The 12,626-nt window shown below is 60.7% G+C and carries 20 protein-coding genes and 1 other RNA gene; 20 read left to right on the top strand and 1 reads right to left on the bottom strand.

Annotated features, from left to right (window positions below):
* Positions 1–80 precede the first annotated feature (80 nt).
* The gene (locus U0L91_RS05745) at positions 81–392 is read left to right on the top strand and encodes an HU family DNA-binding protein (RefSeq protein ID WP_005929264.1); all 312 of its coding nucleotides are present in this window, start codon (positions 81–83) and stop codon (positions 390–392) included.
* A 758-nt stretch (positions 393–1,150) separates the two neighbouring features.
* Here the strand turns inward: U0L91_RS05745 and U0L91_RS05740 are convergent.
* The gene (locus U0L91_RS05740) at positions 1,151–1,636 is read right to left on the bottom strand and encodes a helix-turn-helix domain-containing protein (protein ID WP_330045241.1); all 486 of its coding nucleotides are present in this window, start codon (positions 1,634–1,636) and stop codon (positions 1,151–1,153) included.
* Positions 1,637–1,816: 180 nt separating this feature from the next.
* Here U0L91_RS05740 and U0L91_RS05735 point away from each other — a divergent pair, with 180 nt between their 5' ends.
* The 19 genes from U0L91_RS05735 (at position 1,817) to U0L91_RS05645 (ending at position 12,620) form a co-directional block, all read left to right on the top strand.
* On the top strand, positions 1,817–1,981 hold the full coding sequence (locus U0L91_RS05735) for a DUF6906 family protein (RefSeq protein WP_330045240.1): 165 nt from the start codon (positions 1,817–1,819) through the stop codon (positions 1,979–1,981).
* Positions 1,982–2,004: 23 nt separating this feature from the next.
* A complete protein-coding gene (locus U0L91_RS05730) occupies positions 2,005–2,685 on the top strand; it encodes a hypothetical protein (RefSeq protein ID WP_330045239.1) in 681 nt (226 codons plus the stop codon).
* An RNA gene (locus U0L91_RS05725) (hammerhead ribozyme type II) lies at positions 2,686–2,750 on the top strand.
* A 15-nt stretch (positions 2,751–2,765) separates the two neighbouring features.
* Positions 2,766–3,560, top strand: a complete 795-nt coding sequence (locus U0L91_RS05720; protein ID WP_330045238.1) for a hypothetical protein — start codon at positions 2,766–2,768, stop codon at positions 3,558–3,560.
* Positions 3,557–3,853: a hypothetical protein gene (locus tag U0L91_RS05715; protein ID WP_330045237.1), complete on the top strand. Its 297-nt coding sequence runs from the start codon at positions 3,557–3,559 to the stop codon at positions 3,851–3,853. The genes U0L91_RS05720 and U0L91_RS05715 overlap by 4 nt, the downstream gene beginning before the upstream one ends.
* Before the next feature lie 258 nt (positions 3,854–4,111).
* On the top strand, positions 4,112–4,528 hold the full coding sequence (locus U0L91_RS05710) for a hypothetical protein (protein WP_330045236.1): 417 nt from the start codon (positions 4,112–4,114) through the stop codon (positions 4,526–4,528).
* 34 nt (positions 4,529–4,562) lie between these two features.
* A complete protein-coding gene (locus tag U0L91_RS05705; protein WP_330045235.1) occupies positions 4,563–4,787 on the top strand; it encodes a helix-turn-helix domain-containing protein in 225 nt (74 codons plus the stop codon).
* 432 nt (positions 4,788–5,219) lie between these two features.
* A complete protein-coding gene (locus tag U0L91_RS05700; protein WP_336647866.1) occupies positions 5,220–6,884 on the top strand; it encodes a Mu transposase C-terminal domain-containing protein in 1,665 nt (554 codons plus the stop codon).
* 13 nt (positions 6,885–6,897) lie between these two features.
* Positions 6,898–7,878 carry an AAA family ATPase gene (locus U0L91_RS05695; protein ID WP_330045233.1) on the top strand — a complete coding sequence of 327 codons (981 nt, stop codon included), beginning with the start codon at positions 6,898–6,900 and terminating at the stop codon, positions 7,876–7,878.
* 15 nt (positions 7,879–7,893) lie between these two features.
* Complete coding sequence (locus tag U0L91_RS05690; protein WP_330045232.1) at positions 7,894–8,106, top strand: hypothetical protein; 213 nt, start codon at positions 7,894–7,896, stop codon at positions 8,104–8,106.
* 3 nt (positions 8,107–8,109) lie between these two features.
* Complete coding sequence (locus tag U0L91_RS05685; protein ID WP_330045231.1) at positions 8,110–8,631, top strand: host-nuclease inhibitor Gam family protein; 522 nt, start codon at positions 8,110–8,112, stop codon at positions 8,629–8,631.
* A 16-nt stretch (positions 8,632–8,647) separates the two neighbouring features.
* Positions 8,648–9,100, top strand: coding sequence for a regulatory protein GemA (locus U0L91_RS05680; RefSeq protein WP_330045230.1), 453 nt, complete (start codon positions 8,648–8,650; stop codon positions 9,098–9,100).
* Complete coding sequence (locus U0L91_RS05675) at positions 9,093–9,473, top strand: translation initiation factor IF-2 (RefSeq protein WP_330045229.1); 381 nt, start codon at positions 9,093–9,095, stop codon at positions 9,471–9,473. The genes U0L91_RS05680 and U0L91_RS05675 overlap by 8 nt, the downstream gene beginning before the upstream one ends.
* Positions 9,473–9,847 carry an addiction module toxin RelE gene (locus tag U0L91_RS05670; RefSeq protein ID WP_330045228.1) on the top strand — a complete coding sequence of 125 codons (375 nt, stop codon included), beginning with the start codon at positions 9,473–9,475 and terminating at the stop codon, positions 9,845–9,847. The genes U0L91_RS05675 and U0L91_RS05670 overlap by 1 nt, the downstream gene beginning before the upstream one ends.
* 15 nt (positions 9,848–9,862) lie before the next feature.
* Entirely contained in the window at positions 9,863–9,997 is a 135-nt protein-coding gene (locus U0L91_RS05665; protein ID WP_330045227.1) for a hypothetical protein, read from the top strand.
* Positions 9,990–11,303: an N-acetylmuramoyl-L-alanine amidase gene (locus tag U0L91_RS05660; protein WP_330045226.1), complete on the top strand. Its 1,314-nt coding sequence runs from the start codon at positions 9,990–9,992 to the stop codon at positions 11,301–11,303. The genes U0L91_RS05665 and U0L91_RS05660 overlap by 8 nt, the downstream gene beginning before the upstream one ends.
* A gap of 18 nt (positions 11,304–11,321) precedes the next feature.
* Positions 11,322–11,657 (top strand): Mor transcription activator family protein, encoded by a 336-nt coding sequence (locus tag U0L91_RS05655; RefSeq protein ID WP_330045225.1) that lies wholly within the window; start codon positions 11,322–11,324, stop codon positions 11,655–11,657.
* A 114-nt stretch (positions 11,658–11,771) separates the two neighbouring features.
* Entirely contained in the window at positions 11,772–12,287 is a 516-nt protein-coding gene (locus U0L91_RS05650) for a hypothetical protein (protein ID WP_330045224.1), read from the top strand.
* A gap of 12 nt (positions 12,288–12,299) precedes the next feature.
* A complete protein-coding gene (locus U0L91_RS05645) occupies positions 12,300–12,620 on the top strand; it encodes a hypothetical protein (protein WP_330045223.1) in 321 nt (106 codons plus the stop codon).
* Positions 12,621–12,626: the final 6 nt, after the last annotated feature.

Here is a 12,626-nt window from a genome sequence, read left to right as displayed (position 1 = left end):
GGGCTGCATTTGTTATACTCAACAACGCAAAATTTGCCAAAAGACGTTACTTTTGGACGTTCCAGGAGGATATCGATACAATGACTCGTTCCCAGATGATCGAAACCGTGGCACGCAAGACCGGCTTTACCGAAGCACAGGTCGAGACCACGATGGACGCTTTGTTTGACCAGATCGCTGACTGCCTGCGTGCAGACGAGAAGGTGACCATTGCCGGCTTTGGCCGTTTTGAGATGCGTCCCCGCAAGCCCAAGGCTTACACCAACCCCAAGACCAAGGTCTCCAGCCGTCTGGAGTCCACCTCCATCCCCGGCTTCAAGGCCAGCGGCCGTTTCAAGCAGAAGCTGGAAGCAGGCCGTGCCGCCGCTCAGAGCGTGGAAGAGACCGCCTGAGCGCGTACATCCCAGATCCAACCGCAGAGCCGTGCCCCAAAAGGGCGCGGCTCTTTTTGCGTGCTGATGTACGGGGACAACGTATTTGAGAAATGCGGGATAAACCGGGACGGGGCGGGAGAAGTCGGGAAACCCCGCTATTTCAACGGGAAACGGCACTTTTGAGGTGGGAACGGCCCGCAGTTTAACAACAATCTTGAGATCATGGGCGTCGGCGGCGGTCGGCGTCCTTTTTTCATGCACAGGAGGCCCAGGAACGGCCCACAACGGCGGCAGCGTGGCGGGCGCGACACACACCCGCAGGATGCAGAAACCCCCGGAAAACCGCGTAAAACGGCCATTCCGGGGGTTATTCGCAAAGAAGGGGCCGCTCGGCGACGTCCCGGAAGTCACAGCAGCAGACCCAAGAGGACGAGCTTCGCAGCCCTTGAGGATAGTATAGCAGACGGGGCAGCGAATGGCAAGGGGGTCAGGCGTGCTAACGAGGCGTTAGAGCGTGCGAATTTTGCTCGAAAAACCGAGACTTCGGCGCAGATCGGCGCGGACTGGGGCGTGCGTGGCCCGTGCGAGGCGTGCGCGGCATCTGCTCGCAACCGAGCAAAATCTGGGACGCACAAAGGGACAAATCCGTCAAAACAATGGGACGGCGTCCCTTTGCCCGTTTTTCCCGGGGTTTTGGGCGTTTGAGCCCCAAACACGGGCCCAACAACAAAGGGACAGAAAATAGATTTATAACTAAATCAAAATAGCACAAAAAATCAGGCGGTTCCATCCCGGGCATCAAGGCCCTGGGAAGGGCCGCTTTTTTCGTCGCCGCTCCCTTCGGCATACGTCCAGTAGATAGACTCCATCTTTTTCTCAACGTGCTTTTTGTATTTGAAGTAAACAAGGTCAAATAGATCTTCTTTCTCACTGGACGGAAGGAGCCGAAACATGGCGACAAGGTCTGCCTCAACTTCGTCGAGTGGGCTCCCGTCACACGATAGGCCCTGCTCCCGCTTTACTGCCTCAAGGTCTGGAGTTTCTCCGCTCGGAGAGCTCTCTGAATGGAGAGCCCCGAAGACGAGATAGTCGAGCGACACATCGAGATACTCAGACACGCGCACCAGCTTGTCCAGGCGCGGGCTCTGGTCTCCCCACCGCTTTATTGTTCCATTTCCAAGACCGCAATCATGTTCGACACGGTTAAAAGTGAGTCCCTTCTCTTTGATCGTGGCCCCAATTCTATCGACGAGTTCAGACATAAAACAACCTCCAAATCACTCCAAAACGAGAGATGAAAGAGCATTTTCTCTCCAAAAAGAGAGGAAAGGTATTGACATCTCTCCGTTCGGATAGTATAGTATAGATAGATTTAATTCTAAAGCAAGTTAAATCATATCACACCCCCAGAAAAAAGGAAAGGGGAAAGGGAGGCGATCTCATTGAGACGCGGCAAGAAGCCGACCAGAAAGCAGAAGATCAGGCTCGGACAAGCGGGGCTCGCCCCGGAAAACTGGCTGGTCGTCAGACAGAAGCCGAACGGAGAGCTCATTGTTCTCCACAAGAACACGAACACAATCCGCGTCATCCCGCCGCTGGCCGGATGATCTCAACAGGAAGGAGCAGCAGCATGAATAGATACAAGATTACCTACATCGTCGACGAGGGCGAGACCGAGACCGCATACATCACCGAGCGGACAGAAGCAGCAGCCCGGAAGGTTTTCAAGACCGCGAGCAAGGGCCGGGAAATCACGGACGTGGAGCTTGACGACACCGACGTCCCCGCCACCAAGGAGCAGGAGCGCGAGACCCTCTCCAAGATCAAGCAGATGGTCGAAGAGCTGGGCCCGCAGAGCTACATCGCCGCCGCATTTGAGGGCTGCTTTGATGTCGCCGAGCAGAACATCGAGGACGACTTCGCTTGCAGCATGAAGCAACGCGCAGAGACCGCCGAGCAGCAGCTCGCATACAACCGGCGAGAGCTGGATGACGCAAAGAAGCGGCTCAAGGAGCTGGGCGGTCTGGTCGACAGATTGAAGGAAGAAAACCGCTCCCTCGGATTGCGGTTGACGCGGTCTGTATTCCCGAGTGACCTATACCTCGACCTCTGGACGCTCGCGACAGATGACGCCAAAGAGAGCCGCGAGCGTATGGCCTCCGCCGCCGACATCATGGCGGAGATGGCAGACACCCCGCAGGACATCGCCTTCACCCGGGCGGTCACGATCTACCAGGAACAGAAGGCTCGGGCCGCGAGGTGCGAGCGGATGGTCGCGGGCCTGGATGAGCACCGGCCCGAAGGAGTCTAAAGCCGAAACGCCCTCCGGGGCGTCGCCGGGAGCCGCCCTACCCGGCCTGACGATGGCAGGGCAGAAAGGAAGACAGCAGCATGAGAAAGATTAAGAAGATCAACGGCTTCCTGGTCGTCCGTTTCAACGACCGCGAGAAGCGAAACTACCCAGACCTCGGGAGCTTCGGCGTCATCGACGCCGAGCAGTACACCGGGGACATCGACTTCGACCGCGACGCGATGGAGTACACCGACGCCGACTGCATCGAGGTCGCCGTGGAGCAGGCCCGGGGCCTGGAGTCCGAGTCGGACTTCTCCGAAGAGCCTCCCGTCTGCACCGTGATCGTGGAGAGCGACGCCGAGTGCTCCGAAGAGGAAGTCGAGCCGCAGCTCATGATCGCAGGGTGGGAGCAGCAGCTTGAGACCCAGGTCGAGAGCAAGCACCACCCCGACATCGACGCCAAAGCGGCGGCGCACGAGCTCCACGGCTTCAAGGTGGCCCTGTACCGCCTGGGGATGATCGGCAAGAGCGAGACCGAGGTCGACCCCGACCACTTCGAGCCGAACAAGCTGGAGGAGCCGGAGCCGCCCAGTCCAACCGAGACGGAGCCCGACACCTTCATCCATGCGAACAAGGGCATACGAAGCGAGTGGACGGTGCGGAAGGTCTACGGCCTGGGCCTTATGCTCGCCCAGGATTGTCCGCCGAACGACTGCAAGGTCTATCTCAACATCTTCAACATGGCCCGCGAGCTGGATGACGCGATCGAGACGGTCGGTGAATATCCGGCCATGGTCATGCGGAAAGCCCTCCACGACCACATCCGGGAGCTCGCGGAGATGTACGAGAACAACTACGCCGTCCAGAAGTTCAAGGAGGGGATGCAGCCGTGACCGGGCTCGAGATCATCAAGGCAAGCACCACCACGGCGGGCGAGATCGCGGACATCATCTCCAAACCGTGCCCGCCGGTCATCCCCGAAACGTGCGACCGGCTCTCCTGCCGGGAGTGCTGGCTGGCGTGGCTGGTCACGGGCGAGCCGCCCAAAGAGAAAGGGCCGTCCGATGAACAGACGGCCCCTGACGAGGAAGGGCTGCATCCCAACCTCATCGAGCATTTTCGGAGAGAGCGACGGTTTACGAGGGAGATGCTCAAGAGTCTTGCGACTCCCTACTCAAAAGCGTAGCGGTCGCGACGGCCTGTTTGCATTTTTCATTCAGGCAGTCGTAAAACTCCTCACGATCGAGGACGCCCTTCGCTTCCAGGTAGGACACCAACGCCCAAAACTCCGGGAGCTGGGATATGCGATGCTCTATTGAGAGATCGGCGTATGGGTTCCCAGTATCAATTTTGACAGCATCATTCACGAAAAACACCCCCTTCCTGGGCTGGTAGCCTCACCCCAATTATACCGGCCCGGGGAGGGAAATGGAAGGAGAGCAGCATGGCAAACGTACAGGAATTACAGACCGCGATCGGCGAGATGCTGGTAGCACGCCGGAACGCGGCCTACAGGAAACGGGACGCGGGCGACCCCCGCAACCCCTTCCAGGCAAAGATCGGGCTGGAGAGGGAGTTCTACGAAGCCTCCCAGAGCGTGCGGACTTACGACCTCATTCTCAAATTACTTGAGAACGAAACCAAGCGCGAGGCTCTGAAACGCATGAGACCCGCGCGGGTCAAGATCACCAAGGCGGTCGACAGGATGGTGGACATCTACGTCGGAGCCGGATTGATCGCCCTGGCGACCCTCGGGTTCGCGGCGGCGTTCGTACTGCTCCGGCTCCCGCTCCCCGCCGTACAGGCGGCGGCGTTCATCGGCGTCGCGCTGGCCCTGGCCTACGCGGTGGCCCGGAAGTAAATCTAAGAACGAAAGCAGAGAAAGGAGGACAGCGATGAGAGGCCCAAACAAGAAGCTCACGCCCTTCGGCAAGCTGGTCGTCAAGGCTCTCGCAGACCAGGACATGACAAAGGCGGAGCTCGCCGCCGAAGTGGGCGTAGCACCCCAGTATTTGAGCTATATCCTTAACGGCACCCGCTCGGGCGGGAAGTACCTCCCGGCGATCGTCGCGGCCCTCGAGCTCGACCCGAGGAAGGTCGAAAAGGCGATCGCGGCATAACCCCAACAGAAGGGAGGGACAGAGGTGCCGGACGTATTCATCACACTGGAAGAGGCCGCTGCCTTCGAGGGTATCACATACGAAGCCATGAAGAAGCGAGCCCAGAGAAGCCCCAAGCAATACAAAACGCAGACCCAGGCCCGGGAGGGCGGAGGCAAAGATCAAGTCTTGATCTCCGTCGCCTCCCTGACCACGAAGGCGCGGAAAGCATACCGGGCCGCGCAGAAGGTAGACGGGAGGGATGTCATCATAGACCGCAGAGCAGCAGAGGCGACGCCCTGGTATGTGGACGCCGACCTCAACCACTACATCGAGAGCAACAAGAAGAGGTTCTACGAGGCGGTCGAGCTGGCCGCACGGGTTCAGGACTTCATCGACTACGACGGCCCCGACCGCACGGCCTACGCCGAGCGGTTCGCCCTGGGCCTGGGCGTGAGCCCGCAGACCCTTTACCGCTACACCCAGAACGTCCTCGAGGCGAACGCCTGGGCCCTCAAGCTGGAGAAGGAGGACGGACAGAACCGGGACTACTTCCGAGCCCTGGCCTTGTGCCGGAAGCCAAAGGAGACGGGAACCTTCCCGAGCCTGACGCCGGAGCAGAAGGCCCTCATCGAGAACATCTGGTTCGACCGCCGCTTCGCCGCCAACCTGGGCACGATCGAGATGCTCTACGAGCGGTTCGAGGAAGAGGCAGAGCGGCGCGGATGGGAGAGCTACCCCTCCATTAAGACCGTCGCCCGCTACATCAAGTACCTCATGGACACCCCGGGCGCGGAGTCGGCCCGCTACCTCGCCGCCAACGGGACGAGGGAGTGGAAGAACAAGAAGATGGTCAAGGCCCGCCGCGACGCAACGAGCCTCGAGGTCATGGAGTACGTCGTGGGCGACGAGCACACCTTCGACTTCTGGGTACAGTGGACGGCACCGAACGGCAAGGTCAAGGCCGTCCGCCCGAAGCTGGTCGCCTGGATGGACATGAAGAGCCGCTGCATCATCGGCGACGTGGCGTGCGTGGACGCCAACTCCCAGACCTTGAAGGAGTCTCTGGTCAAGATGATCTACAGCAACCCGGGCGGTGTCCCCCATATCCTGCACGTCGACAACGGCAAGGACTACACCGCGAAGACGATGACGGGGCAGAACCGCAAGGAGCGGAAGATCGACTTCTCCTTCGACGCCGAGACGGTGGGCTTCTACCAGAGCATCGGCATCGAGGACGTGGGCCGGTCGCTTCCCTACCAGCCATGGGACAAACCGATCGAGCGGTTCTTCAAAACCGTGTGCGACAAGTTCTCCCGCTGGTTCGAGTCCTACACCGGCACCCTGACGGGCTCCAAGACCTACGCCAAACGGCAGAAGGACGTCGACAAGATGCTGGAGCGCGGCGAGCTGCTGACGATGGAGGAGTTCTTCGAGGTCTGGACGACCTGGAAGGAAACCAAGTATCACACGCGGGTACACCGTGGCCTCAAGGACGCGGGCGAGAAGTGGGTCACTCCGATCGAGATGTTCGAGAACGGCCCACGCTACGAGAAGGCCGCACCGCCCAGGGAATACGCGGCGATGCTGCTCATGAAGGCGGACACGGCCCGGGTCTACAACTACGGCATCAACAAGTTCGGAACGGTCTACTCCGACAGCGAGCTCGGCAAGTACATCGGTCAGAAGGTCGGCATCAAGTGGGACATCGACGACGTCACCAAGCTCTATGTTTTCGACCAGCAGGGCCGGAAAATCTGCGAGGCAGTCTCGCCGGAGCTGCTGGCCTTCGGCCCGCATTGTTCCCAGGCGGCACTCGAAAAGCATCTCCGCGATCAGAAGCGGCAGGAGCGCGAGGTGCGCGAGTTCCTGGAGGACATGACCAGGCCCTACGAGCTCCGCACCGGCGAGGGCGGAAGAGCTTCCGAGGCGGTCGGCATGATCGACCTGACCATCAAGGCCGAGAGAAGCCCGAAGCTGGTCTTCCTCCCGAACGACAAGGAGTTCCGGGCGGAGGCCGCAGCGGCAACCAAGAAGAAGAAAACCAATGCCGGGGACGAGTTCCTCGCATCGAAGGCAGGAGACGCCCTCGCACGTCTGAGGGCCATGAACGAATAACAGGAGGTACAACATGGAAGTCACAGCAGCAGAGCGCAGCATCACCTACACCGAGGCCCAGAGCCTCGCCCAGAAGATCAACAACTACATCCTCACCAACCGCAGCAGCATCGCCAACGTGGCGAAGTCGATCGGCTACAGCCGCACGACGGTCTCCCGCTACCTCGCGGGCAAGTACGACAGCGACCCGACCGACCTGGAGAACAAGCTGGCCGAGTTCCTGGCCCATGAGACGGGCGAGGCCGTTGAGGTCTCCGCACCGGCGCAGGAGCCGGGAGCAAAGACCGGGCAGACGCCGGTCTTCTATGAGAGCCGGGACGCGAAGGCAGTCCTCGGCGTGTGCCAGAGCTGTCAGGAGTACATCGGGCTCGGCATCGTGGTCGCCCGAAGCGGCTACGGCAAGACCTACGCCCTCCGTCAATATGCGAAGCTCCCCCGCGTCGCCTACATCGAGTGCGACGACACCATGAGCAGCCGCGACCTTGTGGAAGCGATCGAGCGGAGCCTGGGCCTCCCCAGCGGCTACGGCACCATCTGGCGCAGGGTCAACGGCATCCGGGAGTTCTTCAACACGAACCGGGGCTACCTCCTTATCATCGACGAGGCGGACAAGCTGGTATCCAAGTACACCCAGAAGAAGATGGAGATACTCCGGGCAATCTTCGACCAGAGCGACGTCGGCCTTGTGATCGCTGGCGAGCCGAAGCTGGAGGCTCAGATCAAGACCTACCTCGTCCGCATGGCGAACCGCGTGGACTTCTACGCCTCGCTCCGGGGGCTGACCCCGTCCGAGGTTGAGGGCTACCTGGAGGGCTTCGAGATCGAGCCGGACGCCCTGCTGGAGCTCAAGGCCCGGGCGTGCAATATGCAGACCGGCTGCTTCCGCCTCCTCGACCGCACGCTCTCCAACGTCAAGCGCATCCTCGCCGACCGTGGCGAGGAGGTCGTCACCTTGAAGATCATCGAGCAAGCGTCCTCGATGATGATGCTCTGAGGGGAGGCGCGGACAATGAAAATGAGAGAACAGCGTCTCATCGGTGCCGCGCTGGTGATTATGTCCGGCATCTTGATCGCGTTGGCTTGCAGCGGAACAACCCCGGAAGACCGGGATGTGACTGCCGTCCTGCTGACCCTCCCTCTGGGACTTTACATGATTTTCGCAGACTCCTATGTCCCCCGCAGGGGCAGAGTCCACCATAACAAACGCACGAAAGGAGCTTAACCAATGGCAAGAAAAAGAGTGATCGAGGCCCCGAGCCTCAAGTCCTGGGAGGACGTGAACGACGCCCTCCGTCAGATCGCCGAGGCGCAGATCGCGGTCGGCGACATCGAGAGCGATATGCAGAAGCAGATCATCGGAGCCCAGAAGGTCGCCGAGGAACAGTGCAAGCCCTACAAGGACAGCATCGCCCGCCTGGAGCGCGAGATCAAGACCTTCGTCACCGATCACCGCGACGAGATGGGCAAGGCGAAGTCGATGACCCTCACCTTCGGAGAGGTCGGCTTCCGGCTCTCCACCTCCGTCTCCCTCCCCCGCGCGAAGGAGAAGCTGGAGGAGATCATCCGCCGTCTCAAGTCTCGGCAGATGACCGACTGCATCGTGGTCGAGGAGAAGGTCAGCAAGGAGGCCCTCAAGAAGTACGGGGAGGACACGGTCAACGCTGTCGGGGCCACCTGGAAGCAGGGCGACGTCTTCGGCTACGAGGTCAACATCGCCAAGCTGGAGCAGATCAAGGCGGGCAACTAAGAAAGGGGGCCCAGGAATGGCAGCAGCAAGAACAGGGCGAAAGCAGCCCTCCATCCGAACGCTCTGGGCGATCGCGAAGTCGCCGGAGCTCATGCTCACGGACGAAGACCTTCACGCCGTCGTGTACCGGGAAACCGGGAAGGAGTCCATGAAGAAGCTCTCCCAGGGAGAGATCAACACCGTCGCCCGCGTCCTCCAGAACATGAAGGACGGGACGAAGCGGGACATCTGCAGCAAGCGCACCGACGAAGGGGGCGACCCCCGCACCGTCTCGCAGCGGCGCAAAATCTACGCCATCTGCGAAGAGCTCGGGTGGAACGACGACCCAAGGCGCATCCAGGGCTTCATCAAGCGCGTCGCCCACGTTGACCGCATCGAATGGCTCGACAACGCCAAGTGCGAGAAGGTCATCGAGGGGCTCAAGGCAATCCTCGCGCGGCAGAAGCAGAAGGAGGCCCGGAATGAATAGGCCGACCGCAGCGAGCGACGAGGCCGTCCTGGGGGCTCTCGAAGGCATCGTTCGGATGCAGCGCGGCATACGGAGCAGCGACATCGACGTGTGCATCGAGACCGGGCTCGTATTCCTTCGCATCAACTACCAGAGCCTCCCGGGAAACATCGCCCGCCGCCTCACCGAAATCGACCCCCGCGCCGTGGAGGAAATCCCAGCCGCGACGGATAAGGGCGGGAGCCGGGAAAAGCAGCGGGCACTCGCCGCCAAACTGGCGAGCGACGCCGCCTTTGCCCAGGCTATCCGGGCGGCGAACGTGTACCGGGAGAAGACCGGCTACGGCCCACTCGGGCCCGATGGCTGGCCGGAAGACCGGGGAGGTGAAGAATAATGCCCCAGAAGAAAAAACGGCTCACACAGCGCGAGAAGGACAGGAGAGCGGCAATCAAGAAGCAGCTCCAGGAAGAAGGCTTCCTTCCTCCGAACAAGCCCAGGTTGAACCGCAAGAAGTTCGCCCGGGAGGTCTGGGATGAGTTCAATGCGATGGACACATTCACGGGCGACTTCTATCTTCGCAGAGCGATCGCGGCCACCGTGGGGCCGGATATGCACGAGGTAACGCCGGAACAGGTCGGCGTTCTCAAGCTCCTCAAGCTCGCGGTGGAGATGGAGAAGTTTATGAAGGCCCTCGAGGCAGAGGGCCGGGACAAGTACACAATCGGGGAATACCACGAGAAGGTCTACGCCCCGGTCATGAATTTATAACAGGAGGTTCACATCATGGCAGCAGCCAACAAGAAAACCAATACCGCCCAGGCGGTCAACACCACACCGGCCCAGGAGCCGGAGATCAACGAAGTCGACGGGGAGCCTATCTTCCACGCTGACGAGGAGGAGGGCGACGGTGATGAGTAAGATCAAGATTTGCCTCGACGCCGGACACGTCGGCAGTAAGTACAATCAGAGCCCGGTCGTGAAGACCTACTACGAGAGCGCGATGGTCTGGAAGCTGCACCTCAAGCTCAAGGCCGAGCTGGAGACCCGGGGCTTCGAGGTCATTACCACCCGGGCGGACATCGACACCGACCTCGGCGTCTATGAGCGCGGCGCAGCATCGAAGGGGTGCAACGTCTTCATCTCCCTCCACTCCAACGCTTGCAGCACCGAGAGCGTGGACTACCCTGTAGTCTACCGGGCCTACGACAATCTGAACGACGTCGACGTCCTCGCACTCCAGATTGCAAAGAAGATCGGCGAGCTCATGGGAACCAATCAAGCGGGGCGAACGGCGACCCGGAAGAACAGCGCGGGCGGCGAATACTACGGCGTCCTCCGTGGAGCCCGGGCCGTTGGCACCCCGTTCTATATGCTCATTGAGCACAGCTTCCACACCAACACCGCCGCGACGAAGTGGCTCTCGGTGGACGCCAACCTGGACAAGCTGGCGGTCGCCGAGGCAGAGCTGCTGGCGGACTACTTCGGCGTCAATGACACACCCAAGACCGAGATCATGGGCGAGGCCCATGCCACGGCACAGCAGATGGCCCTCTTTTGCAGGAGCAAGAACGCGGAGCCCAAGCTGACGAGCTGCACCCTGGAGCAGCTCGCGGAAATCTTCCTGGAGGAAGGCAAGGCCGAGGGCGTTCGCGGAGACGTCGCCTTCGCCCAGAGTCTCCACGAGACCGGCTACTTCAAGTTCGGCGGCATCGTCCTCCCGAGTCAAAACAACTACGCGGGCATCGGAGCTCTGAACGGGAACGCCACGGGACAGGCCGCTACCTTCCCTGACCCCCGCACCGGCGTCCGCGCTCAAATCCAGCACCTCAAAGCATACGCATCCACCGAGCCCCTGGTCAACACTTGCGTCGACCCCCGCTTCTCTCTTGTGGCTCGCGGCTCTGCTCCCTATGTGGAGTGGCTCGGCGCGGCGGACAACCCCAACGGAAAGGGGTGGGCCGTCCCTGGCAGCGGGTACGGCGCGAACGTGGTCAAGCTCCTCGGTCAGATCATGGCCCAGGAAGCCCCTGAGAGCCCCTCTCCGGCCCCGGAGCCCGACCCCCTGGCAAATTACCCGGACTGGCAGCGGAACGGCCTGACGGCCCTTGTGAAAGCCGGAGTCATCAATTCCCCGGACTACTGGGCCAACAAGTTCGGCGAGGCAATCAAGGTCGGAGAGATCATCGGCATCCTGGGCAAGATGATGGAGCAGCCGACCGAGTAAAAGAAAGGAGGGCGGGACATGGACAATCTCTCGAAAGAGCTGACGATCGACATGATAACAGATGGAGACAACAGGACGATCGCGGAGGCAATCGGAGTCGAAAACTTCTACAAGCTCTGCGAGGTCGTAGGCGGTGCCACCATCTACCTCCCGAAGCCGGAGAGCGTCCTCAGACCCGTCCGCGACGCCCACATCAAGGCCGAGTTCAACGGCTACAATCACCCGGAGCTCGCCCGAAAATACAACGTCACCGAGCGTTGGGTACGGCAGCTTTGCGGAGACGGAAAGCTCGAAGGGCAGCTTGAGCTCTTCGACATCCTAACCGGCACGGACGGGCTGGGAGACACAACTTAATAAAAGCTATATCTTAGAAGTGCTACATATAGAGGCTTCCGAGAGGATGGTTTACCCTAAGAGTACAAGCGTAGCTTGTACTCTTATTTTTTACCCAAAAGGAGGACGCAACACATGGACATGAACATCATCCAGAGCGCGGCGACCGAGGTTCTGGTGAACCTCTCCCTCGCCGTCATCTCCCTCGCGGGAGCCTACGCGGTCTACTACATCCGCCTCGGGGCCTCGAAGCTGAAAGCGCAGACGGCCCAGATCGAGGACGAGTCGGCCCGCAAAGTGCTCGACAACGCCCTTGCGGACGTCGAGAACCTTGCGACCAAGTCGGTCGGCGCGATGGAGCAGACCACGGCAAAAGCCCTCCGCGACGCGGTCAAGAGCGGGGCCGCGAACCGCGAGGACTTGCTTGCCCTGGGCAAACAGGTCTTCAACGAGGTCAAGGCAGCGATCGCGCCGGAGGCCCAGAAGGTCATCACCGACAACCTGGGCAGCTTCGACGACTACCTGACGAAGTGCATCGAGGACGCCGTCCTGAAGGTGAAGCAGAGCGACCCGTTCATCACGCTCCCCGAGGGCGTGCTGCTTGAGGGCAACACCGTCACCGAGGAGGCTGCTCCTTCTTCCAAAGAGTAAGGAGGGGCGCACATGGACGTCGCACAGATCACCACCGTCATCGGCGCAGCGGCTTCCCTCCTTTGCACCCTCGTCGTCGGTGCTCTGACGTTCTTCATCAAGAAGACGCTCGCGACGCTGGAGGAGGCAGACAAGAGGAACGCCGCCCAGATCGCGGAGGCAAAGAAAGAGGCCGCTGAGAAGATCGCGAAGGTAGAAGAGAAGCTCAACGACCTCAAAGCAGACCTCCCGCTGGTGTACGTCACCCGGGAGGACTACATCCGGGTCATGAACCGGGTCGAGGATAAGCTCGACCAAATTCTCTACGGCAAAGGAAAAGGAAAGGAGGAATAACAGCTC

The organism is Gemmiger sp., assembly GCF_036306485.1.
Taxonomy (GTDB): Bacteria; Bacillota; Clostridia; order Oscillospirales; family Ruminococcaceae; genus Gemmiger.
This window is presented reverse-complemented; position numbering and strand designations above follow the sequence as displayed.

Coding starts and splice junctions, on each gene's coding strand:
- U0L91_RS05645 (WP_330045223.1), top strand. CDS start 12,300: ATGGACGTCGCACAGATCACCACCGTCATCGGCGCAGCGGCTTCCCTC.
- U0L91_RS05745 (WP_005929264.1), top strand. CDS start 81: ATGACTCGTTCCCAGATGATCGAAACCGTGGCACGCAAGACCGGCTTT.
- U0L91_RS05710 (WP_330045236.1), top strand. CDS start 4,112: ATGGCAAACGTACAGGAATTACAGACCGCGATCGGCGAGATGCTGGTA.
- U0L91_RS05740 (WP_330045241.1), bottom strand. CDS start 1,636: ATGTCTGAACTCGTCGATAGAATTGGGGCCACGATCAAAGAGAAGGGA.
- U0L91_RS05695 (WP_330045233.1), top strand. CDS start 6,898: ATGGAAGTCACAGCAGCAGAGCGCAGCATCACCTACACCGAGGCCCAG.
- U0L91_RS05655 (WP_330045225.1), top strand. CDS start 11,322: ATGGACAATCTCTCGAAAGAGCTGACGATCGACATGATAACAGATGGA.
- U0L91_RS05660 (WP_330045226.1), top strand. CDS start 9,990: ATGAGTAAGATCAAGATTTGCCTCGACGCCGGACACGTCGGCAGTAAG.
- U0L91_RS05720 (WP_330045238.1), top strand. CDS start 2,766: ATGAGAAAGATTAAGAAGATCAACGGCTTCCTGGTCGTCCGTTTCAAC.
- U0L91_RS05670 (WP_330045228.1), top strand. CDS start 9,473: ATGCCCCAGAAGAAAAAACGGCTCACACAGCGCGAGAAGGACAGGAGA.
- U0L91_RS05705 (WP_330045235.1), top strand. CDS start 4,563: ATGAGAGGCCCAAACAAGAAGCTCACGCCCTTCGGCAAGCTGGTCGTC.
- U0L91_RS05650 (WP_330045224.1), top strand. CDS start 11,772: ATGGACATGAACATCATCCAGAGCGCGGCGACCGAGGTTCTGGTGAAC.
- U0L91_RS05685 (WP_330045231.1), top strand. CDS start 8,110: ATGGCAAGAAAAAGAGTGATCGAGGCCCCGAGCCTCAAGTCCTGGGAG.
- U0L91_RS05680 (WP_330045230.1), top strand. CDS start 8,648: ATGGCAGCAGCAAGAACAGGGCGAAAGCAGCCCTCCATCCGAACGCTC.
- U0L91_RS05665 (WP_330045227.1), top strand. CDS start 9,863: ATGGCAGCAGCCAACAAGAAAACCAATACCGCCCAGGCGGTCAACACC.
- U0L91_RS05690 (WP_330045232.1), top strand. CDS start 7,894: ATGAAAATGAGAGAACAGCGTCTCATCGGTGCCGCGCTGGTGATTATG.
- U0L91_RS05675 (WP_330045229.1), top strand. CDS start 9,093: ATGAATAGGCCGACCGCAGCGAGCGACGAGGCCGTCCTGGGGGCTCTC.
- U0L91_RS05730 (WP_330045239.1), top strand. CDS start 2,005: ATGAATAGATACAAGATTACCTACATCGTCGACGAGGGCGAGACCGAG.